Origin of the sequence: Microvirga arabica (assembly GCF_016811235.1) — a bacterium.
In the GTDB taxonomy this organism is placed as follows: domain Bacteria; phylum Pseudomonadota; class Alphaproteobacteria; order Rhizobiales; family Beijerinckiaceae; genus Microvirga; species Microvirga arabica.
Window position 1 is genome coordinate 193774 of the sequence record NZ_JAFBID010000001.1, and the last position, 17736, is coordinate 211509.

The following is a 17736-nucleotide window of genomic DNA, read 5'->3' on the forward strand; positions in this document are numbered from 1 at the left end:
ATCAGGTGCTAGGACCCAGGGTCTTGATCGCATCCATGAGAGTCGATTCGCTCTCCTGGATCGTCGTCGCGGCGCTCTCGAAGCTTCTCTGAACGGCGATCATCTTGGTCATTTCCAGCACCGGATTGACGTTCGAACCCTCACTGAAACCCTGCTGAATCCCGTTCGAATTGAAATCCTGAACGACAGCGCCGGGGATGTTCGGGATTACCCCCGAGTTTCCATACCGGGTGAGCTTGGACTCAGGGCTCAGGTTGAAGAGGCCGATGGCTCCGACCTGATTGTCCCCCTGGCTGATCGTTCCGTCCCGGCTGATGACGGGAATTCCCGCCATCGGGTCGAGGGCGATGGGCGCTCCGCCTGCATCAAGAACCTGAAAGCCCTCCACCGTCAGCAGATCGCCATTCTCGTTCATCTTGAAGCGGCCGTCCCGGGTGTAGACAGGGCCGTTGGGCCCGCTGAAAGCGAACCAGCCCTCTCCCTGGATCGCCACATCGAGCGGATTGTCCGTTTTGACGACCGGACCGGTGCGCCGTGACACGAAGTTCTGACCGGACGATGCAAAGGAGACGTTCTCCTTCGCTGCCAGAGACAGGATCTCCTCGAACTTCACCTCGTCCGCGCGAAAGCCGCCCGTATTGATATTGGCAACATTGTTCGCAATCGTGCTGAGGCGCTTTTCCATGGCCACTTGAGCGGACAGCGACACATAGAGCGAAGATTGCATCTGAACTCCTCCAGCCTGCGTCCCCGTGGGACACCGATGTCACCGGGTGGCGCGGCACGCCCGGTGATCCATTCAGGATCGGTAGTCGAGCAGCCTTGCATGAGGCTTGCTCCCGCGGTTCCAGCTTCGCGCAAGCCTCCGGGATTAGGACATCGTCAACAGGTTGAATCTCGATAGAGGACTAAGGCATTGGGCGTCTTGATCGGACTGGCAGTTGCCATCGGCTCGCTCGTCAGCGGCTATGTCGCCATGGGCGGGCATTTGGCTGTCATCTGGCAGCCTTGGGAATACGTGATCATCTGCGGCATCGCGATCGGCACCTTCATCATTGCCAATCCCATGTCGCTGGTGAAGGACACTGGGCGCGCTGCCCGTGAGGCGATCTCTGGGACCGTTCCGAAGCGGGAGCACTACCTCTCGATTCTCGGTCTCCTCTACGCCCTGATGCGGGAACTGAAGAACAGGCCGCGCAACGAGGTCGAGGGTCATATCGACCAGCCCCAGGAATCGGAGATCTTCAAGTCGTTCCCGAGCGTCCTGAAGGACAAGGACCTGACCCTCTTCATCTGCGATTATGCCCGCCTGATCATCATCGGCAATGCCCGGCCTCACGAGATCGAAGCGCTCATGGAAGAGGAGATCGCAACCCTCAAGCGCGATCGCACGAAGCCGTACTATTCTCTCAACACCGTCTCGGAAGCCCTGCCGGCGCTCGGCATCGTGGCCGCCGTGCTCGGAATCGTGAAGGCGCTGGGCGCCATCGACCAATCCCCGGCGATTCTTGGCGGCCTGATCGCCTCGGCCCTCGTTGGAACCTTTGTGGGCATCTTCATCTCCTATGCGTTCCTGTCGCCGCTCGCCAACAAGGTCAAGGCGACCCGCGAGAAGCAGACCCGCGTCTACGTGATCGTGAAGCAGGCACTCATCGCCTACATGAACGGCGCTCTGCCGCAGATCGCCGTCGAGCATGGCCGCAAGGGCATCTCGGTGGAATACCGCCCGACCATCGACGAGGTCGAAGCTGCCACCACGACGGGCGGCCGGTCCGAAGAGTTGAAAGAGGCGGCCTAATCGATGAGCGGAACACAGAGCGCCAACGACATTCGCGACATGCTGCTGGACTCGGCGGGCCTCTCGCTCGACCGCCTTCCGATGTTGCATGTCATCTTCGACCGCATGACCACGAGCTGCGCCGAGCATCTGCGCCACATGGCGGCCTCGCCCATGTACTACTCTCTCAGCGGCCTCGAGAGCGGACGGATCACCGAAATTCTCGAGATCTACGAGGCCAATGCAGTCGCCGGCATCTTCCACGCCCCCGAGTGGGACAGCCACATCCTGATCGGGTTTGATCGCGACTTCATCTACACGATGGTGGAGGTGCTCTTCGGATCGGACGGATCCGAAGCGCCCGTTGAGGAAGCCCGTGGCTTCTCCACCATCGAGCTGCGGATGGCGCAGACGCTGTTCGAGCAGGTTGCCAAGGCCCTGCAGGCCTCCTTTGCGCTGGTCGCCGATACCAAGTTCAAGCTCGAGCGCATCGAAACCCGCATGGACTTTGCGGTCATCGGGCGCCGGAACAATCAGGCTGTGGCCGCGAAGTTCCTGCTCCAGGCGCTGAACCGCGGCGGCGAGATGTTCGTCGTCATTCCGCAATCGGTGTTGAACCCGATGCGCAAGGTGCTCTCCCGCGTGGTCTCCAGCGAATCCTCGGGCCGGGATCCGCGCTGGATGAAGCAGATCGCAACCGAGGTGAAGAAGACTGAGGTGACGCTCAAGGCGGTGCTCGAGGAGCGCTTCCTCTCTCTGGGCGAGATTGCCGATCTGAAAGTGGGCGACGTCATTGAGCTGCAGGCGACGCCGCGCAGCCGGGTCAAGCTCGAAGGCAACAATCAAGGCTTGTTCTGGTGCAATATCGGCCAGTCCGAAGGCACCTATGTTCTCAAGGTCGACGAACACATCGACCAGGAAAAGGAATTCCTCGACGATGTCCTCCCTCGCTAACATCATCCTCTTCTTGGCTCTCGTGACGACCAGCATCATGGTTGCGGTCATGTATGTGAAGCTCAAGAAGCTCGACCGGTACCACGCCGAGTATCAGCAGATCTTCGACAGGACCGGGGACGCTCTCAAGGGCGCTCAGACGGCCGTCATGAGCTTCGGGGCTGAGGGCAAAGAGACACTCGCGATGCTGGGTGCGCGCATCGAGGAGGCCAAGGCGGTCGCGGCACAGCTGGAGACCCTCACGCGAGAGGCAGGCCGGCACAACCAGCCACGCTCCAATTCTCTTAATTCGTAAGGTCAAATTCCATGACAAATCCCTTCGACAGCAAGCCCCAGGACAAGGCCATCTGGCAGCAGGAGAGCGCCATCTCCGCGCAGGACGACAAGCTCGGCGGCGGCAGGAATCTGGACTCGATCCTGCGCATTCCGGTCACGATCCAGGTGGTTCTCGGGTCCGCAACCATGCCTGTCGCCAACCTGATGAAGCTCGGCAGGGGCGCCATCGTTCCTCTCGATCACCGCGTGGGCGAGCCTGTTGATGTTGTCGTCAACGGCAGAATCATTGCCCGCGGCGAGGTGGTGGTTGTCGAAGACGACAACTCACGCTTCGGGATCTCGCTCACCGAGATCGTCGGCCCTCCGAGCAACGATCTTAACGGCTGAAGTGGCTTTTCCGCATGGTCGCACCAGTTCCCATGAAGGCGAATGGTTCCAAGGTCCTCAAAGGGCCTGAACGTGTCGCAACACTGCTCTTCGCGATGGGGAAGCCTGCTGCCAGTAGGGTCCTCAAGCATTTCAGCGAGGAGGAGATCCGTCTGGTCACCAAATCGGCCGCTCAGCTAGGCCCTGTCTCGCCCACGCAGATCGAGCAGCTGGTGGAGGAGTTCGCCTCCAACTTCACGGACGGAGCGGACCTCATCGGAGGCGCCTCCCACATCGAGAAGCTGCTGACGGGAATCCTAAGCCCGGAGCAGATCGCCAGCATCATGAGCGAGGTGGTCGGGAACGCCAACAGAAGCATCTGGGAGCGGATCTCGACGGTCTCGGAAAGCGCCATCGCCTCCTACCTGATGAAGGAGCACCCGCAGACGGCGGCCCTGATCCTCTCCAAGGTTAAACCCTCCTGCGCCGCCAAGGTGATGGCCCAGCTGCCTCAGCCGCTGCGGAACAACCTCATGCGTCGCATGCTCAGCATGAAGCCGATCGTGGACGAGACTATGAAGAACATCGAGAAGACGCTCCATGAGGACTTCATGGCGAACTTCTCGAAGAACGCCGGCGCGGACACCCACGCGAAGATCGCCGACATCATCAACAAGATGGAGCGCGATCATATGGAAGACGTCCTGACGAACCTCTCGACCGTCCGCCCGAAATCGGCCGAGATCCTCCGGGGTCTGCTCTTCACGTTCGACGATATCGTCAAGCTTACGCCCAAGGATCGCACGACCTTGTTCGACCAGGTGCCGCCGGATCGCGTCGTCCTCGCCCTCAAGGGCACGAACGACGAGTTCCGCAAGGTTGTCCTGTCCGCTCTCTCGTCACGCGTTCGCCGCATGATCGAGCACGAGTTGAACAGCAAGGAACCCTCGGCGCACCGCGATATTGCCGAAGCTCGCCGGACCATCACGGACCTCGCGCTCGAGATGGCCGGTCGCGGAGAGATCGTCATCAATTCAGATTCCGAGGATGAAGCCTACTTCTAACCGATCGGCTTCAGTTCATGTCTGATACGGATGACAAGGACAGCAAGACAGAAGCGCCTTCCGAAAAGAAGGTCCGCGATGCCGTGGAGAAGGGAAATATCCCCTTCTCCAGGGAAGCCCCCCTCTTCGCCTCGATTCTGGGCATCCTGATCGGCCTGGCTTTTGCGGTACGCGGCAATACCAGAACGCTTACGGAGAAACTGTCGCTTTTCATCAACCGGCCGCAGGATTTCCGCCTTGAGACGGGTGCTGACGCGGCGTCCCTGATCCAGGCTGTCGCCATCGAGGTTGGACAGTGCCTGATTCCCGTCATCGTCATCCTGGCTGCCTGCAGCCTCTCTGCCTCGATCATGCAGAACATGCCGTCCATGGTGACGGAGAGAATCAGGCCGCAATGGAACAGAATCTCTCCCATGGGCGGCTGGAAGCGCATCTTCGGCCGGCAGGGTCTCGTCGAATTCTTGAAGTCGTTGTTCAAGTTCGGAACGATGACACTGGTCAGCATCCTGCTCCTGAGATCGGAGCAATATAAGGTCTTGAATGCCATGTTCAGTGATCCGTCCCTTCTTCCGGAACTGATGTTGACCATGGCGATGCGCCTCGTCTCCGCCATCGCGATCGCGACCATCGTCCTTGTCGCCGCCGATCTGCTCTGGGCCCGCTTCAAGTGGCGGAGCGACTTGAAAATGACCAAGCAGGAGGTGAAGGAGGAATATAAGCAGATGGAAGGCGATCCCATGGTCAAGGCGCGCATGCGCTCCCTGGCCCAGGATCGAAGCCGCAAGCGTATGCTGGCTGCCGTACCGAAGGCCACTTTCGTCATCGCAAACCCGACTCACTACGCCATCGCCCTGCGCTACGAGCGCAGTGAAGCAAGCGCGCCGATCGTCGTTGCCAAGGGACAGGACCTCATCGCGCTCAAGATTCGCGAGATCGCAGAGAAGAGCGGCATTCCCGTCATCGAAGACAAGCCTCTGGCAAGATCCATGTACAATCATGTTGAAGTGGATCGAATGATTCCGCCTGACTTCTACAAAGCTGTCGCACAGATCCTGTTCTACATTCTCACGAGGTCGAAATGAGAAGCCTTCGCTCCGTAGACATGGTGGCTTCCTCAAGCGAGCATCTGGATATTCATGCTTTCGAAGAGGTGCTCGCTTGCAATATCAAGGATGTCATCGCCGACTTCTGTCTCGCGGATGCCGATATCATCAGGTTCTATGCCGACAACCAGCTGCACGGGAACATGGACGAGATGATGACCTCATCCGCCGAGCTGTTCTTCAAGGGTGAGACGCTGTCATATGGCCATGTCGCCCATGTCCGCACGGGCCGGGACGATCACTCCTGTGTCGTCCTCGATATGGAGTTCGTGCACGACGCCGTGACTGTCTTCTTCCAGCTCATCTTCGGTGATTATTACATCGGGGTAAAGATCAGCAGGGTTCTTCTCGATCCGGCCTTCAAGCGGTCGGAGTTCAACCTTTCCTCCTTCGCGCGCATGATCTCCTCCGCGCGCCTGAGGCCCCTTCCTCCTCGTTTCCGGTCCCCTTACTGCCTCGCCGATGCTGCTCGGCACTGATGGCTGAGCGCTGGCGGCTTACCTTCATGAATCGCAAATCAGTTTCCAAGGCTGCCGTATTCATGGCTGCGGGCATGGTCTCAGCCTGCACCTCGACAGACGGCCCCTATCGCCAGGGTCCATGGGGGCACGCCTCCACTCCAAGGAGCTACCCTGCATACTCCGCTCCCTGGGGCGGGAAGCCACCCGTCGCCGCATACACGGTTGCCGTTCAGCCGGTTTATGAGCCGCTTCATGTGGCGGACGCGCCTTTGCACCCCGTCCGGAAAGGCTATGAGGTCCATCTGGAGCCTGAACTGCCTCCCGGACCTCCTTTGGATCGACCCGCGCTTGATGCCGGCTCAAGCCCTGAACCCCTGTCCGGATCTGCTCCTCAACAGCTCGCCTCATCGCAACGCGAAACCAACGCTGATGTCCAGGCCAGCGCCCCAGGAGTCTTCACGCCACCCCAGCGCCCATCGTCCTACGCCGGGATGTGGAAAGCCAGCGTCGGCTCCGCCTCGTGCCGCATCCAGCTCTCGAGCGTCCCGTCGCTCGATCTCTACAAGGCTTCAGCACAAAACTGTTCCGATAATGCTCTGAAGACGGTCAACGGATGGAGCATCCGCGACAATCAGGTCATCCTGTTCTCCCGCGGGCAGGTTGTCGCCCGACTCTCGGGCGCCGAAGCGGCTTTGTCAGGCAGGCTGAACGGCTCTGAGGCTGAACTGACGATGACGCGCTAAGAACAGCGCGTCTCACCGGAAATCTCATGCGGTGAAATATTCTAATCTGCAGCAGCCGTTTGACCGGGCTTGAGGCCGGGAGCATCGGCGCAGAATGAGCGCGCCCCCGGGGTCCAGGCTCCGAAGCCCGATGCGACCATGTTGGCGATCACCCGGCAGACATAGCGCTTCTGCGCCGGATCGTTGTTGGGACCGGCGTGATATCGCGCGACCGCCATCGTCCATGTTTCATGGCGCCCCTTCAGCTCCTTGAGAAAGCGCGCAGCGTATTCCACGTTCATGCGCGGGTTCAGCATGCTCTCCAGCGATGGGAACTTTTCACGGTGATACAGGTGATTGATCTGCATGCAGCCCATGTCGATCAGCCTTGCTCCGGACCGGCTCGCCTGCTCGAATCTCTGGATCGCTTCGACTGCGCTGTTCGAGAAGACTGCCTTGCCTTCGACATTCATGGCATAGGGCTGCAAGCTCCCGCGGTTGCCGGTCTCCGTGAGACCCACGGAGTAGAGCATTCCCAGCGGAACGCCATACAAGGCAGAGGCCCGCATCATCTCCCGCTCGCACAACCCGGATGGAGGTTGTGCGACGGCTGAGGTCGCGTGAATGATGCTAAAGGTAGATCCCGCCAGTGCTGCTGCTGTCAGCAGGCCGATTTTGCTTCGGCTCGCTGCGTGATTCCGCCTCGTTCCGCCCATAGGGATCATGATGCCTGGAAGAATGGTTCTGGCCGTCTGCATTGCCCTGGAAGTTCTGGTCTTGCGACCCTGGCTGCATGCGCTGGAATGAATTTCGGTCATGGCTGGTGGATTCAGCAGTCTGGATGTTGATCACGTCGGGCCGGTATCCGGAGGTTCTCAGCAGGCTGGAGAGCTTCTCGGCATCGTTTCTGAGGAGCTCAGCCGTTTCCGGTTTCTCGACTTGAAGCTCCATCTCCAAGCTGTCGCCGGAAAGACGCATCTTGATCGTCACAAGCCCCAGTTCCACTGGATTGAGCTGCAGGCTGAGAACCCTCAGAACACCCCCGGAGGCGCGAGCCACGGCAACACGGTTCACGCCATCACCCTTGAGGCCCGACTGGTGAGTGCCAGTGGCTTCCGACACATCGTCCAGGATCGCTCTGGCCATCTGGTGGAGCGTTCCGGCCGGCAGCGAACCGCCCTCTGCCTTCTGGAGGCCGGGAGCAGCCTGCTTCTGCACCTCCGCGCGATCAGCCATGCGGCCGAGGGCAATTCTGTCGAAGCCCTGCTCCTTATCCCGTTCAAGGAGGCGGGCCGTCTCCGCATCGGAAACAACTGTCTCGTCGCCCGATCGCTGCCCCAGATTGGAATGAGGCGGCTTCGCTGTGGCTTCCACTGCCCTCTTAACGCCAAAAGCGTTCGGAAGAACTTCAGTCGACAGATCGGCTGCTTCAGTCGACGACGCTTCGTGAAGTGCTGTTTCGAAACCTTCGACAATGGGCCGGAAGTGGGTCTCCTGGTTCTGAACGGAAACCGATAGCTTCGGCCCGATGGCAGGGCTCAGGATGCTGTCAGCAGTCGCGTCGGAGGTGAGCAGCGGCAGCATCGAAGACGCACCGTTGCGCATTTCAGGGTCGGATTGGCCGCTCGCCCCACTCTGCGACAGGATTCGGGGCAAGAGGCTCTCAAGAACGGAATAGGCTTGACTGCCTGCAGGGGGAACGGCCGTTCCCGCCGTGGAACCATCCGGTGAAGTGGCCGAGAGCAGAGCCTGCAATGCAGTCGTGTCGGTACCGGATGCTTCCGCGGTCTGCTCCGTCAGGCTCAGCAGAGCATCATCCTGAAGGAGGTCCCCGCCTCCCCGGCTTTGCTCCCGCGAGAAGCCTTCGAGCAGCGTGTCGAACTCCGGCATTCCACTCCCGGTGCCTTTGCCGCCCTGCTGAGCATCGGTGGCGGAGGAAGGACCACGCGATGTCTGCGCCGTGTCCGCAACGCGGGATGGGGCCTGAGGCATGAGATCGAGACGGTTCATTGCGTTACGGAAGCCTGATTCTTGATTAGCCTGTCGACGCGGCTCAGGGCGTCGCGGGCCTTGGATAAGGCCTGAAGCTGTTCCAGCCCTTGCTCTTGCGTGCTTGTGTCTACCGTCTTCTCAGACGCAGCTTTCGTGAGCAAAGGTTTCGGTCTCTCCGCCAGGGCACCCGGTGCGTTTGGCATCGTCTGGATGTGCCCTGCCATTGCGATAGCCGAATCCAGCAAAGTCACGTCACTGGCAGAAAGATGGGACCGGTCGATCTGGCGGAGATCCTCGGCAGCGGCTTTGATATCTTCGGGCGACGTAATCATGGAGGCCGCACGATAAAGCTTCGCCCGCGAGGCACTCACCGGGTCACCCTCCGCCAGCTTCTGCGCTTGCTCCGACAGCAGGCGAGCCGACTTCGTGAACCCCTGCTCGACAGACGCGCGAGCGGCAAGAAGGTAAAGGTCCCGCCTTGCCTCCGGCTCCAGCTCCTGCATCATTGTGACAAAGCCATCGAACCGCGACTTGTCCTGACCGAAATCGATGCGCGTCGACGCCGAGGCCAGACGCTGCCGGAAATTGCCGGCATAGACGGAATGCCGGAAGCGTCTCAGATAACCTGTTGCAAGGGATTGAAACTTCTCGATGCGATCGGTCTGGCTCGCAACGAAAACCTGTCGACGCAGTGCAGCCTCTTCGAAAAGCGTGCCAGGAGCCTGGAGTCGCACGAAGTCGAGCAACTCATCGGATTTCGCAGGATCCTTCCTGACGACGAGTGCCGACTGGACCAATGCCAGCTGCGCGCTCATGGTCGGTGGAAAGGTGCTCGGGTCCAGGGTCACGAGCGCATTGGAGGCGGCCTCCTCCCGTCCCTCCACATAGGCGAGAGCGCCCTCGACGAGAGGCCTGTCATTCTCCGCGACCACGGAGGAGCCCAGATCCAGAAGTTTCCGAAGGAGACCGGGATTGCCGCCGCTCAGGACGAAGGACACTGCGGCATGAACGTTCTTGCCGCTCTGCCAGACCTCCGGCGCGAGTTCCATGAACCGCGTGTCGAGAACACCCAACAGGCCTCGCTGCCCGATATGAGCTTCCGTCGAGCCCGTTGCGATCTGATCCTGCATCAGGTGCAGCGTGCGCACCATCTGCAGGGGGCTGGGAGCTGGCAACGGCCGAGCCTCCTGCTCGACGGCAGGATCCTCCGCAGCATGGGCAGGGCGGCTGCTCTCATTGGCGGCTACATCCGCGGCGAACAGCAGAATCAACCCGAGAACAGCGAGCGGGCGCACCTTCACCGTCATCACTCCTGCAGAAGAATTTCGACGCGGCGGTTTTGATCGGCATTGGGATCGGCCGGGATCTTGGGTTCCCGATCCGCATGGCCCTCGACGCGCACGATTCTCTTCTCGTCCAGGCCACCTCGTACGAGCATGTACAGAGCCATCTGGGCTCTGGCGTGGGACAGGCGCCAATTGTCGTAGTTGGCGGACTTGAAAGGCCGAGCATCGGTGTGACCGCGGATCACGATCTTGCCCGGCCGGGCCTGAAGGATCTTGGCGATCTCGGCCATGGCGCGCACGACCTTGGCGTGCGGCTCCGCGGATCCCACCGCGAACATCGTGAAGTCGAAGTCATCGGTCAGGCTGATCAGGGTTCCAGAGCCGGTGCGGCGGACCTCGATATGCGGCTGAGGCGTGACATCCTTCGCCGGCTGAACGGCCTTGAGGATATCCCGCTTCAGCTCCGCGGCTTTCTGATCGGCGGCATTCGCCTCTGCAGCATTCTGTTCTGCCGAGGATCCGGGAGGAGCGGCCTGGCTGCCGGCTGACGGCGCCTGCTGTTGCGCCGTGTGGCCTGCCTGGGGCTTTTCACTTAAGGATGCGATCGCATCAATGACAGCTTTAGACGGTGCAGACGGCGCCGTGCCCGGCTTCAATGGGGTGTTCGTCTTCATTTCTTCGACGGGGGCAACCTGCCAGTAGAGCGGGTCGAATGGATCGCGGAAAGCCTCGCCGGCCTTCAGTCCGGGCACGTCGCTCTCACCGGGAGTCACGTCGGCGCCGAGGGTATCGTGGGGTGTTGCCTCGATCTCGTCCGCGATACGGGCGAGCACGGCATAGGGATCCTGGAACAGAGCGCCTTCCTTGAACCGAGGCTTCTGCAGCTGGTGGGACTTGCCGCCCGTTCCCTCGCCGCTCCCCTTCTCCTTGCCGTCCTTTGTGTTGTCGGTCTCGTTGTCGGGGGGCACGTTCTGCGGGTCGTCGAGCCCCTTCTTGTTCGGAGTCGACTCCGCAAGCTGCACCGGGTTGAAGTAATTGGCCACGCCGCTACGCGTTTCTTCGTCGGTCAGGCTGATGAGCCACATGACGAGAAAGAAAGCCATCATGGCTGTCATGAAATCGGCGTGAGCGATCTTCCACGCGCCGCCTTTCACGACCTCCTCACCGTCGTCGCCTCTCCTGACGATGACGATTTCCTGTTTATCCGATTTCGACATTATGATTCAGCTTTCAAAACCTGCTCGAGCCGGTCGGACCAAGCCTGTAGCTGGGTCTGCACGGTCGTGTCGCGGGCGATGACGCTCACCTCGACATGGTCGCCCGGGAGGAACTCTATCGCGCCTCCGTGAGGGCCAAGGGTTTCTTTCAGGACCAGCAAGAGATCCTCGGGTCCTGCAATCCTCATCGGCCCTGTCTCTTCGCCAAGGAGAAGCGTCGCGAGAGCCTCCTTGAACTCGACGATGCTCTGCTGCCGGAACGACTCCGCAACAAAGGGCTTCATGATATTCGCAACTCTGTCAGAGAGCATGGCTTCCATCCGGCCGATGCCCTCCACGATCAGTGTCGAGAGCTGGCCTGCCTGCTGCTCCACCCAGATCACGCGCTGTGACGCCAGCTCCTCCTCATAGCGGGCCTTCTCGGCCTCAATCGCCTCTTCAAGCTGCCGTCGAGCGGCCTCCCTTTCCTCAGCCCTCACCTTCGCCTCGACAGCTTTAAGGAGTTCGGCCTGCCGGTCCACCGCCGGTGGCGGCGGTGCAAGGTCGGGTTCGGCTGCGGCCTTGACGGCGCGCAGGACCCCGATTCCTAATGGCTCGCTCCGGGGCGCAGGCGAGAAATCCTCCAGCAGGCTGGCGATCGCTCCTGCCATCACGCAGCCTCCCGTCCGAGCCACTGCTTCAGCACAGCTGCGGCATGCTCTTCGCTGAGCTCAATGATCTGCTCCAGCTTGCGCTGCGGCGTGCGGGGCATTTCGATGAGGTTCTGCTCCTCCCGCTCGAGAGCGGCCTGCAGCGCCTGCCGTCCGTTCTCGTTCTCGGCTTCCTCGGCCTCGGCGGCAGCCAGAGCGGCTGCCTGCTCGCGCTGGAGCTCGAGTTCGGCCTGATGGCGCGCCATCAACATCCTGACGGCTGGACGCAGCCCGAACCAGATCATCATCGCGCACAGAGCCAGGATGGTGAGGGCATTCACGACCGTGCCGAACTGGCGCATCAGGATCTCGGTCAGAGACGGGCCGGGCACCGGCTGCAGCATACCGCCATCGTCGATGAAGCTCACGGCCGCGACCTTGATCTGATCGCCTCGCGTCTTGCTGAAGCCGGTAGCCGATGAAACCAGCTGCTCGATCTCCGTAATCTTGGCATCCATCTCTGCAGGCGTGGCATTCTCGCCCAGCAGGGAGGCAATCCGAGACTTGTTCACCAGCACGGCGACCGAGAGGTTCTTGATCTGATAGCCGTCGCTGATGGTCTGGATCGTCTTCGAGGAGATTTCATAATTGGTCAGCTCCTCGCGGCGCTGGTTGTCTTCGCTCGAGCTGTCCCCCGATTCGGCGCGGACGCTCTCGTCCGGCAGATTCTGCTGAACGGTGGTCGGCTTCTGCCCGCTCCTGTTCTGCGCGACCTCCGTCTCCTTGACCGTGCGCACCGAGCGCTCGACCTTCGATTCGGGGTTGAAGATCGTCTCGCTGGTGTTGACCTTGTCGGTGCTCAGGCGAGCGGCCACGCTGATTTCGAAGTTGCCGGTGCCGAGATAGGGCGCCAGGGTGCGGCGAACGTTGTCCTGGATCTCCAGACCAACCGTCTTCTCAAGTCGAGCCATCTTGCCTGTCGAAGCATTGGCGGCGTCATCCCCGGACATCAGAAGAGTACCGTCGGTGTTCATGACGGTCACCTTGTCCACCGCCATGCCCGGAATGGCGGCTGCCACCAAGTGCCGAATCGCCTGGGCCGATGATGCGTCATCGGCCGGCGAGGTGCGGATGACCACGGAGGCAGAGGGCGCCTGCTGCTCGCGGCGGAAGGAGCCACGATCCGGAAGAACGATGTGAACCCGGGCGGCCTTGATCCCCTTCATGCCCTGAATGGTGCGGGCCAACTCGCCTTCGAGAGCGCGAACCTTCGTCACCTCCTGCATGAAGGAGGTCAGGCCGAGAGAGCCGAGATCGTTGAAGAGCTCGTAGCCGGATTTCGTGCTGTGCGGCAAGCCCTTCTCGGCGAGGAGCATCCTGGCCGAGGCCGTGTTGCCATAGCTGACCAGGAGAGCCGTTCCATCGGCGCTGACATCGAAGGGGATGCCGGCATCCTTGAGGACGGCCCCCATCCGACCGACATCCTCGCGGTCGAGACCGGTGTACAAGGTCTCCTGAGCCGGGCGGCTGAGATAATAGGCTCCGACACCGACGGACAGGAAGACGGCAAGGCCGATAAAGGCCAAGGCCGCCAGGCGACGCGGGCCCAGCAGCAGCAAGCTACTCCAGATTCTTTCGGCGTGTTGACGACCAGGCATGGGGAATCTCGGTACTGATAGAAGTTATCGAGACTACTTTTGCGTCGCCAACCTTGTGCGAAGGTTGCTGCCCCTCAGATCTTGAGAAAATCGTCGGTGAGGAGCCTGCAGTGCCAGACAGCAATCAGAAATAGGAGCGCACCAAACCGCTCACGAGGATGTTCCAGCCATCGATCAGGACGAAGAAGAGGATCTTGAACGGCAGGGCCAGCACGGTCGGCGGCATCATCATCATGCCCATGGACATCACCAGGGTGGCGACGATCATGTCGATCACGAGAAACGGGAGAGCGATGAGAAATCCGATCTCGAATCCGCGCCTCAGCTCGGAGATCATGAAGGCCGGAATCAGGATCCGAAGGTCGATCTTCTCGCCCTCTTCGGGCTTGGGGTAATTGACCGCTGCCAGGTCGCTGAACATCTGAAGGTCTTTCGGCCTCACATGCGTCAGCATGAAATCCCGGAATGGCTCCGTCGTCTTGGTGAAGGCCTCGGTCTCGGAGATGCGGTTTTCCGTCAGCGGCCGAACGCCCTCGTTCCATGCCTTATCGAAGGTTGGGCCCATGACGAACAAGGTCATGAACAGGGACAGACTGATCAGGAAGATGTTGGCCGGGGTGCTCTGAAGGCCGAGCCCCGAGCGCAGGAACGAAAAGGCTACCACGAAACGGGTGAAGCTCGTCACCATGATCAGAAGACCCGGTGCGAGAGACAGTACCGTCAGGAGAACGACAAGCTGAATAATGCGTCCGCTGACCGCACCCTCTCCCGAAGGAAGCAGAGCCTGGAGATCCGCCAGCTGGGCATTGGCGCCGGACGCCAGCAGGATGAATGCGCCGGTGAGGATCAGACGAAGAGGCATGGCAATGGTCTTTCGGGAAAATGAACAGGCGGCTTGAAAACTCAGACTGCGTTCGACCTACTGAACGATAAGGGTTTCGAGAACAAGCTCCTGAATGACGCCCTTCGAGCGCAATTTGACGCGCTCATTGAGATCTTCCCTGAGGTGCAGAAGGCCGCTGGGCCCCTGGATCTGCGCCAGCGACAAGGTGCGCAGGTAGGCCAGTATGTCCTGGCGAATCTCGCCAGCCAAAACGTCGGGATTCTGCTCCTCACCCATTCTATAAATGATGGAAGACTCCACCCTCACCCAATCGTCGGTCGATGCGGCGAGATTCGTGACGACCGGAGCGAGCTTCTTGATCCCGATATTGCCCGTATAGGGACTTGCAACCTCGGTCTTTTCGGGTTGCGCCTTGTACTTGGCCTCAATCCGCTTCTCAATGCCGGAGACCATGACGAGCCCGAACCCGCCTCCAATAGCAGCCGAGAGCAGCGTCAGAAGGCCGAGCGTCAGGAGCCACCGCAACGATCCTTCCTGAGCCGGTGCGCTGTCGGCTGGAGCAGGAAGTGCAAGTGCCTTGGCCATCGTCATAATCCTCGTATTGCGCCTAGAAGGGGGTCAGCACATCGAACAGCTGCTGCCCGTAGGCAGGCTGCTGAACTTCCATGAGGCGCCCGCGCCCGCCATAGGAAACCCTGGCCTCGGCGATCTTGTCGTAGCTGATGGTGTTCTTCGGCGAGATGTCGCGGGGCCGCACGATGCCGGCGATGTTGAGCACGCGGACCTCAAAGTTCACGCGCACTTCCTGCGAGCCGCTGATCACCACGTTGCCATTCGGCAAGACCTCATTGACGACTGCGGCAACCGACAGGCGCAGCTTCTCCGAGCGGTCGATGGTCCCCTGCCCCGTCGAGTCGGATGAGGAATTGATGCCGACATCCGCCGTTCCATCCGCGTTCCAGCCCTTGAATGAGAAGGCATAATCGAGACCGGCACTGACTGAGGATCGCCTCGACCTGTCGCTGGCGTTCTCAAACTCCGCCTTGTCGTCGATCTGAATATTCACCGTTACGATATCGCCCACCTGCCGAGCCCGCGGGCTCGTAAAAAGATCGGCGCTGGCATTGCTCCAGGTGGAGTTCGCGGCGGACGGGCCGCTACCCTTGAACAGGTGCGGAAGCGGTTCGCGCTCGACGGCAATGCCCGATCCGACCGGCGTCATGCCCGGCTCGCGCCCCAGATCCTCCGGCCTTGTCGCGCACGCGGCGAGGAAACACAGACCAAGGATGGCAACAAGATGCTTCAATTTTGCCTCACGGGGTTCTTTTCGCGCTTGGGAGCGTCGGTGATGACATTGGCCAGTTGGGCAGCCCGAGCCGGTTCCATCTCGTTCAGGACCGCACTTGCGGCTCGCGGATTGAGCTTGGCGATGACGGCGGCGGCGATCTCCTCGTCCATGTTCATGAGTTGCAGAGCCGCTGCATCCGGACGCATCCGCGCGTAGATCATGACGATCGTCTCATCTGCCTTCTCCAGAACTTCATTGCGGCGCCTGAGCCATTCCTCGTACTCGGCGCGCTTCGCTTCCAAGACCTTGATGCGGCCTTCGATTTCCTTTTCCATGCCGGCGAGCGCCTGCTTCTGCAGGGCAAAGCGTGCATCCGAGGCCGCATCGGCGATGTTGCTGCAATACTGGCTGTTCTTCGGTGACGCATTCGCTTCTTGTGCCTGAGCACTGCCGGAAGCCATGGCTCCCAGAAACAAGCTGCAGGCCACTATCCGCCGCATATTCTTGCGAGAGATCATTGGATCACCAACTCCGCTTGAAGGGCTCCGGCCGTCTTGACCGCTTGGAGGATCGCGATGACATCGGATGGCTTGAGACCCATCTGGTTCAATCCCTTGACCAGGGTCTGCAGATCCGAACCTCGGACGATTGCCAGGGGCACTCGCTCCTCCGCGGCCGTGATCTGGGTGCGCGGCACGACCACTGTCTGTCCCATCGAGAAGGGATCTGGCTGCGAGACCTCTGGCGTTTCCGTCACACGGATCGTGAGAGCTCCGTGCGTGATTGCGACGGTCGAGATCTGCACGTTCTTTCCAATGACAACCGTCCCGGTCCGCTGATCGATGACGATCCGGGCAGGCGTATCGGGCCTGATCTCGAGATCTCCGAGTTCGGCAATGAAGCGCGTCGCTGCAATGTTCTTCGGCTTCTGGAGCACGACGGTTCGGAAGTCGCGGGGGGATGCAACGCGAATGCCGAAACGCTGTTGGGCATATTGGTTGATCGCATCGGTGATCAGCGTCGCCGTCTTGTAATCGGGGTTCTTGAGCTCGAAGGCCAATCCGCCGACAGCATCGAAGCCTCCCTGGACCTCACGCTCGATCAGCGCACCGTTGGGAATGCGGCCCGCAGTCGCGACGCCGGAGGTCAGAGTCTCGGCTTGGCCCTGCGCGGAGAACCCGGACACCACGATAGCCCCCTGGGCAACCGCATAGACTTGGCCATCGCCGCCCTGCAGGGCGGTCAGCATGAGGGTACCGCCTTTCAACGACGTCGCATCGCCCATGGACGTAACGGTGACGTCGATGCGCGATCCGGTGCCGACGAAGGGGGGCAGGTCGGCCGTGACGATGACGGCGGCCACATTGCGGGTGCGCAGGTTGATGTCACGGACGTTCACGCCCATGCGGTCGAGCATGGATTGCAGGGACTGCTCGGTGAACTGGGAGTTGCGCAGCGTATCGCCGGTGCCCTGCAGGCCCATGACGAGGCCGTAGCCGATCAGCTGGTTGTCGCGGACGCCCTGCACCGACGCCACATCCTTGATGCGCGTAGCAGCCTGAGCCTGAACAGCGAACAGCGCGGCGAGGAGAAAGAGAATGACGCGGAGCATCAATAGACTCCGATCCGGATCCGGCCGTCGGCCTGAACGCGCCCGGTAATGACCCGCCCGCTGTCGGCATTCTTCACTTGAATCGTCTCGCCCATGGTACCGGACTGCAGGGGAATGCCGACGCCCATGATGGAGAGCCCGCCTTCCTCGAACACGATCTGAGCCTGAACGCCCCGTGTAACGAGCTTGGGATCGTCGACCGCATTCATCGGGATCGGCTCCCCTGGCAGGAGGGTCCGACGCGCCATCTTTCCGGTCAGGACGCGAGGAGACTCAACAACTGCGGTGCGGTAGCGGTAGTTCTCCGGGAAAGCCCTGTCCTTGAGCATCGACTCCTGGATCGTATCGCCCGCATAGATGGTGACGGCTGGAACCGGTAGGATCCGCTCCTCGGCAACCGCGCCATTTAGCGCACCCACGCTGAGGATGGTCGCGGCAAGAACGATCTGGGCGAAGTGCTTCATGATGAGATCACCTGGATGCCGCC

21 protein-coding genes are annotated in these 17736 nt (G+C 60.9%); 8 read left to right on the plus strand and 13 right to left on the minus strand.

Going from position 1 to position 17736, the window contains the following annotated elements; genetic code table 11:
• Position 1 precedes the first annotated feature (1 nt).
• Positions 2-727, minus strand: a complete 726-nt coding sequence (gene flgF / locus JQC81_RS00955) for a flagellar basal-body rod protein FlgF (RefSeq protein ID WP_203269842.1) — start codon at positions 725-727, stop codon at positions 2-4.
• A gap of 189 nt (positions 728-916) precedes the next feature.
• Between flgF and motA the strand changes: the two genes are divergently transcribed.
• From motA to JQC81_RS00995, 8 genes are read left to right on the plus strand one after another with little or no spacing between them, the layout of a single operon-like run.
• Positions 917-1798: a flagellar motor stator protein MotA gene (gene motA / locus JQC81_RS00960; RefSeq protein WP_203269843.1), complete on the plus strand. Its 882-nt coding sequence runs from the start codon at positions 917-919 to the stop codon at positions 1796-1798.
• 3 nt (positions 1799-1801) lie between these two features.
• Complete coding sequence (locus tag JQC81_RS00965) at positions 1802-2731, plus strand: flagellar motor switch protein FliM (RefSeq protein WP_203269844.1); 930 nt, start codon at positions 1802-1804, stop codon at positions 2729-2731.
• Positions 2715-3026 carry a hypothetical protein gene (locus JQC81_RS00970; RefSeq protein WP_203269845.1) on the plus strand — a complete coding sequence of 104 codons (312 nt, stop codon included), beginning with the start codon at positions 2715-2717 and terminating at the stop codon, positions 3024-3026. The genes JQC81_RS00965 and JQC81_RS00970 overlap by 17 nt, the downstream gene beginning before the upstream one ends.
• Positions 3027-3037: 11 nt before the next feature.
• Positions 3038-3394, plus strand: a complete 357-nt coding sequence (gene fliN / locus JQC81_RS00975; RefSeq protein ID WP_210347035.1) for a flagellar motor switch protein FliN — start codon at positions 3038-3040, stop codon at positions 3392-3394.
• 14 nt (positions 3395-3408) lie between these two features.
• Complete coding sequence (locus tag JQC81_RS00980; RefSeq protein ID WP_246520103.1) at positions 3409-4437, plus strand: flagellar motor switch protein FliG; 1029 nt, start codon at positions 3409-3411, stop codon at positions 4435-4437.
• 17 nt (positions 4438-4454) lie between these two features.
• The gene (gene flhB, locus JQC81_RS00985; RefSeq protein ID WP_203269846.1) at positions 4455-5519 is read left to right on the plus strand and encodes a flagellar biosynthesis protein FlhB; all 1065 of its coding nucleotides are present in this window, start codon (positions 4455-4457) and stop codon (positions 5517-5519) included.
• Entirely contained in the window at positions 5516-6019 is a 504-nt protein-coding gene (locus tag JQC81_RS00990) for a BspJ family T4SS effector nucleomodulin (RefSeq protein WP_203269847.1), read from the plus strand. Before flhB ends, JQC81_RS00990 begins: the two co-directional genes overlap by 4 nt.
• Before the next feature lie 26 nt (positions 6020-6045).
• Positions 6046-6744: an AprI/Inh family metalloprotease inhibitor gene (locus tag JQC81_RS00995; RefSeq protein WP_203269848.1), complete on the plus strand. Its 699-nt coding sequence runs from the start codon at positions 6046-6048 to the stop codon at positions 6742-6744.
• Positions 6745-6785: 41 nt separating this feature from the next.
• Here JQC81_RS00995 and JQC81_RS01000 read toward each other — a convergent pair whose 3' ends face one another.
• From JQC81_RS01000 to flgA, 12 genes are all read right to left on the minus strand, one after another.
• Positions 6786-7292 carry a transglycosylase SLT domain-containing protein gene (locus JQC81_RS01000; RefSeq protein ID WP_203269881.1) on the minus strand — a complete coding sequence of 169 codons (507 nt, stop codon included), beginning with the start codon at positions 7290-7292 and terminating at the stop codon, positions 6786-6788.
• A gap of 61 nt (positions 7293-7353) precedes the next feature.
• Positions 7354-8733 carry a flagellar hook-length control protein FliK gene (fliK, locus tag JQC81_RS01005; protein ID WP_203269849.1) on the minus strand — a complete coding sequence of 460 codons (1380 nt, stop codon included), beginning with the start codon at positions 8731-8733 and terminating at the stop codon, positions 7354-7356.
• Positions 8730-10016, minus strand: coding sequence for a MotC family chemotaxis protein (locus JQC81_RS01010; RefSeq protein ID WP_203269850.1), 1287 nt, complete (start codon positions 10014-10016; stop codon positions 8730-8732). Before JQC81_RS01010 ends, fliK begins: the two co-directional genes overlap by 4 nt.
• Positions 10017-10021: 5 nt before the next feature.
• A complete protein-coding gene (locus JQC81_RS01015) occupies positions 10022-11218 on the minus strand; it encodes a MotB family protein (RefSeq protein WP_203269851.1) in 1197 nt (398 codons plus the stop codon).
• Positions 11218-11868, minus strand: coding sequence for a hypothetical protein (locus JQC81_RS01020; protein WP_203269852.1), 651 nt, complete (start codon positions 11866-11868; stop codon positions 11218-11220). Before JQC81_RS01020 ends, JQC81_RS01015 begins: the two co-directional genes overlap by 1 nt.
• Complete coding sequence (gene fliF, locus JQC81_RS01025) at positions 11868-13505, minus strand: flagellar basal-body MS-ring/collar protein FliF (RefSeq protein WP_203269853.1); 1638 nt, start codon at positions 13503-13505, stop codon at positions 11868-11870. Before fliF ends, JQC81_RS01020 begins: the two co-directional genes overlap by 1 nt.
• Positions 13506-13629: 124 nt before the next feature.
• Positions 13630-14367 (minus strand): flagellar type III secretion system pore protein FliP, encoded by a 738-nt coding sequence (gene fliP, locus JQC81_RS01030; RefSeq protein ID WP_203269854.1) that lies wholly within the window; start codon positions 14365-14367, stop codon positions 13630-13632.
• A gap of 57 nt (positions 14368-14424) precedes the next feature.
• Entirely contained in the window at positions 14425-14934 is a 510-nt protein-coding gene (locus JQC81_RS01035) for a flagellar basal body-associated FliL family protein (RefSeq protein WP_203269855.1), read from the minus strand.
• Positions 14935-14956: 22 nt separating this feature from the next.
• On the minus strand, positions 14957-15655 hold the full coding sequence (gene flgH, locus JQC81_RS01040) for a flagellar basal body L-ring protein FlgH (protein ID WP_203269856.1): 699 nt from the start codon (positions 15653-15655) through the stop codon (positions 14957-14959).
• Positions 15652-16098, minus strand: coding sequence for a MotE family protein (locus JQC81_RS01045; RefSeq protein ID WP_246520107.1), 447 nt, complete (start codon positions 16096-16098; stop codon positions 15652-15654). Before JQC81_RS01045 ends, flgH begins: the two co-directional genes overlap by 4 nt.
• A 53-nt stretch (positions 16099-16151) precedes the next feature.
• On the minus strand, positions 16152-17249 hold the full coding sequence (gene flgI, locus JQC81_RS01050) for a flagellar basal body P-ring protein FlgI (RefSeq protein ID WP_203269858.1): 1098 nt from the start codon (positions 17247-17249) through the stop codon (positions 16152-16154).
• Positions 17249-17713, minus strand: a complete 465-nt coding sequence (gene flgA, locus JQC81_RS01055; protein WP_203269859.1) for a flagellar basal body P-ring formation chaperone FlgA — start codon at positions 17711-17713, stop codon at positions 17249-17251. Before flgA ends, flgI begins: the two co-directional genes overlap by 1 nt.
• Positions 17714-17736: the final 23 nt, after the last annotated feature.

Coding starts and splice junctions, on each gene's coding strand:
- JQC81_RS01035 (WP_203269855.1), bottom strand. CDS start 14,934: ATGGCCAAGGCACTTGCACTTCCTGCTCCAGCCGACAGCGCACCGGCT.
- flgF (WP_203269842.1), bottom strand. CDS start 727: ATGCAATCTTCGCTCTATGTGTCGCTGTCCGCTCAAGTGGCCATGGAA.
- JQC81_RS01000 (WP_203269881.1), bottom strand. CDS start 7,292: ATGCGGGCCTCTGCCTTGTATGGCGTTCCGCTGGGAATGCTCTACTCC.
- JQC81_RS00965 (WP_203269844.1), top strand. CDS start 1,802: ATGAGCGGAACACAGAGCGCCAACGACATTCGCGACATGCTGCTGGAC.
- JQC81_RS01045 (WP_246520107.1), bottom strand. CDS start 16,098: ATGGCTTCCGGCAGTGCTCAGGCACAAGAAGCGAATGCGTCACCGAAG.
- flgI (WP_203269858.1), bottom strand. CDS start 17,249: ATGCTCCGCGTCATTCTCTTTCTCCTCGCCGCGCTGTTCGCTGTTCAG.
- JQC81_RS00990 (WP_203269847.1), top strand. CDS start 5,516: ATGAGAAGCCTTCGCTCCGTAGACATGGTGGCTTCCTCAAGCGAGCAT.
- JQC81_RS00995 (WP_203269848.1), top strand. CDS start 6,046: ATGAATCGCAAATCAGTTTCCAAGGCTGCCGTATTCATGGCTGCGGGC.
- flhB (WP_203269846.1), top strand. CDS start 4,455: ATGTCTGATACGGATGACAAGGACAGCAAGACAGAAGCGCCTTCCGAA.
- JQC81_RS01015 (WP_203269851.1), bottom strand. CDS start 11,218: ATGTCGAAATCGGATAAACAGGAAATCGTCATCGTCAGGAGAGGCGAC.
- JQC81_RS00970 (WP_203269845.1), top strand. CDS start 2,715: ATGTCCTCCCTCGCTAACATCATCCTCTTCTTGGCTCTCGTGACGACC.
- fliK (WP_203269849.1), bottom strand. CDS start 8,733: ATGAACCGTCTCGATCTCATGCCTCAGGCCCCATCCCGCGTTGCGGAC.
- fliN (WP_210347035.1), top strand. CDS start 3,038: ATGACAAATCCCTTCGACAGCAAGCCCCAGGACAAGGCCATCTGGCAG.
- JQC81_RS01020 (WP_203269852.1), bottom strand. CDS start 11,868: ATGGCAGGAGCGATCGCCAGCCTGCTGGAGGATTTCTCGCCTGCGCCC.
- fliF (WP_203269853.1), bottom strand. CDS start 13,505: ATGCCTGGTCGTCAACACGCCGAAAGAATCTGGAGTAGCTTGCTGCTG.
- fliP (WP_203269854.1), bottom strand. CDS start 14,367: ATGCCTCTTCGTCTGATCCTCACCGGCGCATTCATCCTGCTGGCGTCC.
- JQC81_RS00980 (WP_246520103.1), top strand. CDS start 3,409: ATGGTCGCACCAGTTCCCATGAAGGCGAATGGTTCCAAGGTCCTCAAA.
- flgA (WP_203269859.1), bottom strand. CDS start 17,713: ATGAAGCACTTCGCCCAGATCGTTCTTGCCGCGACCATCCTCAGCGTG.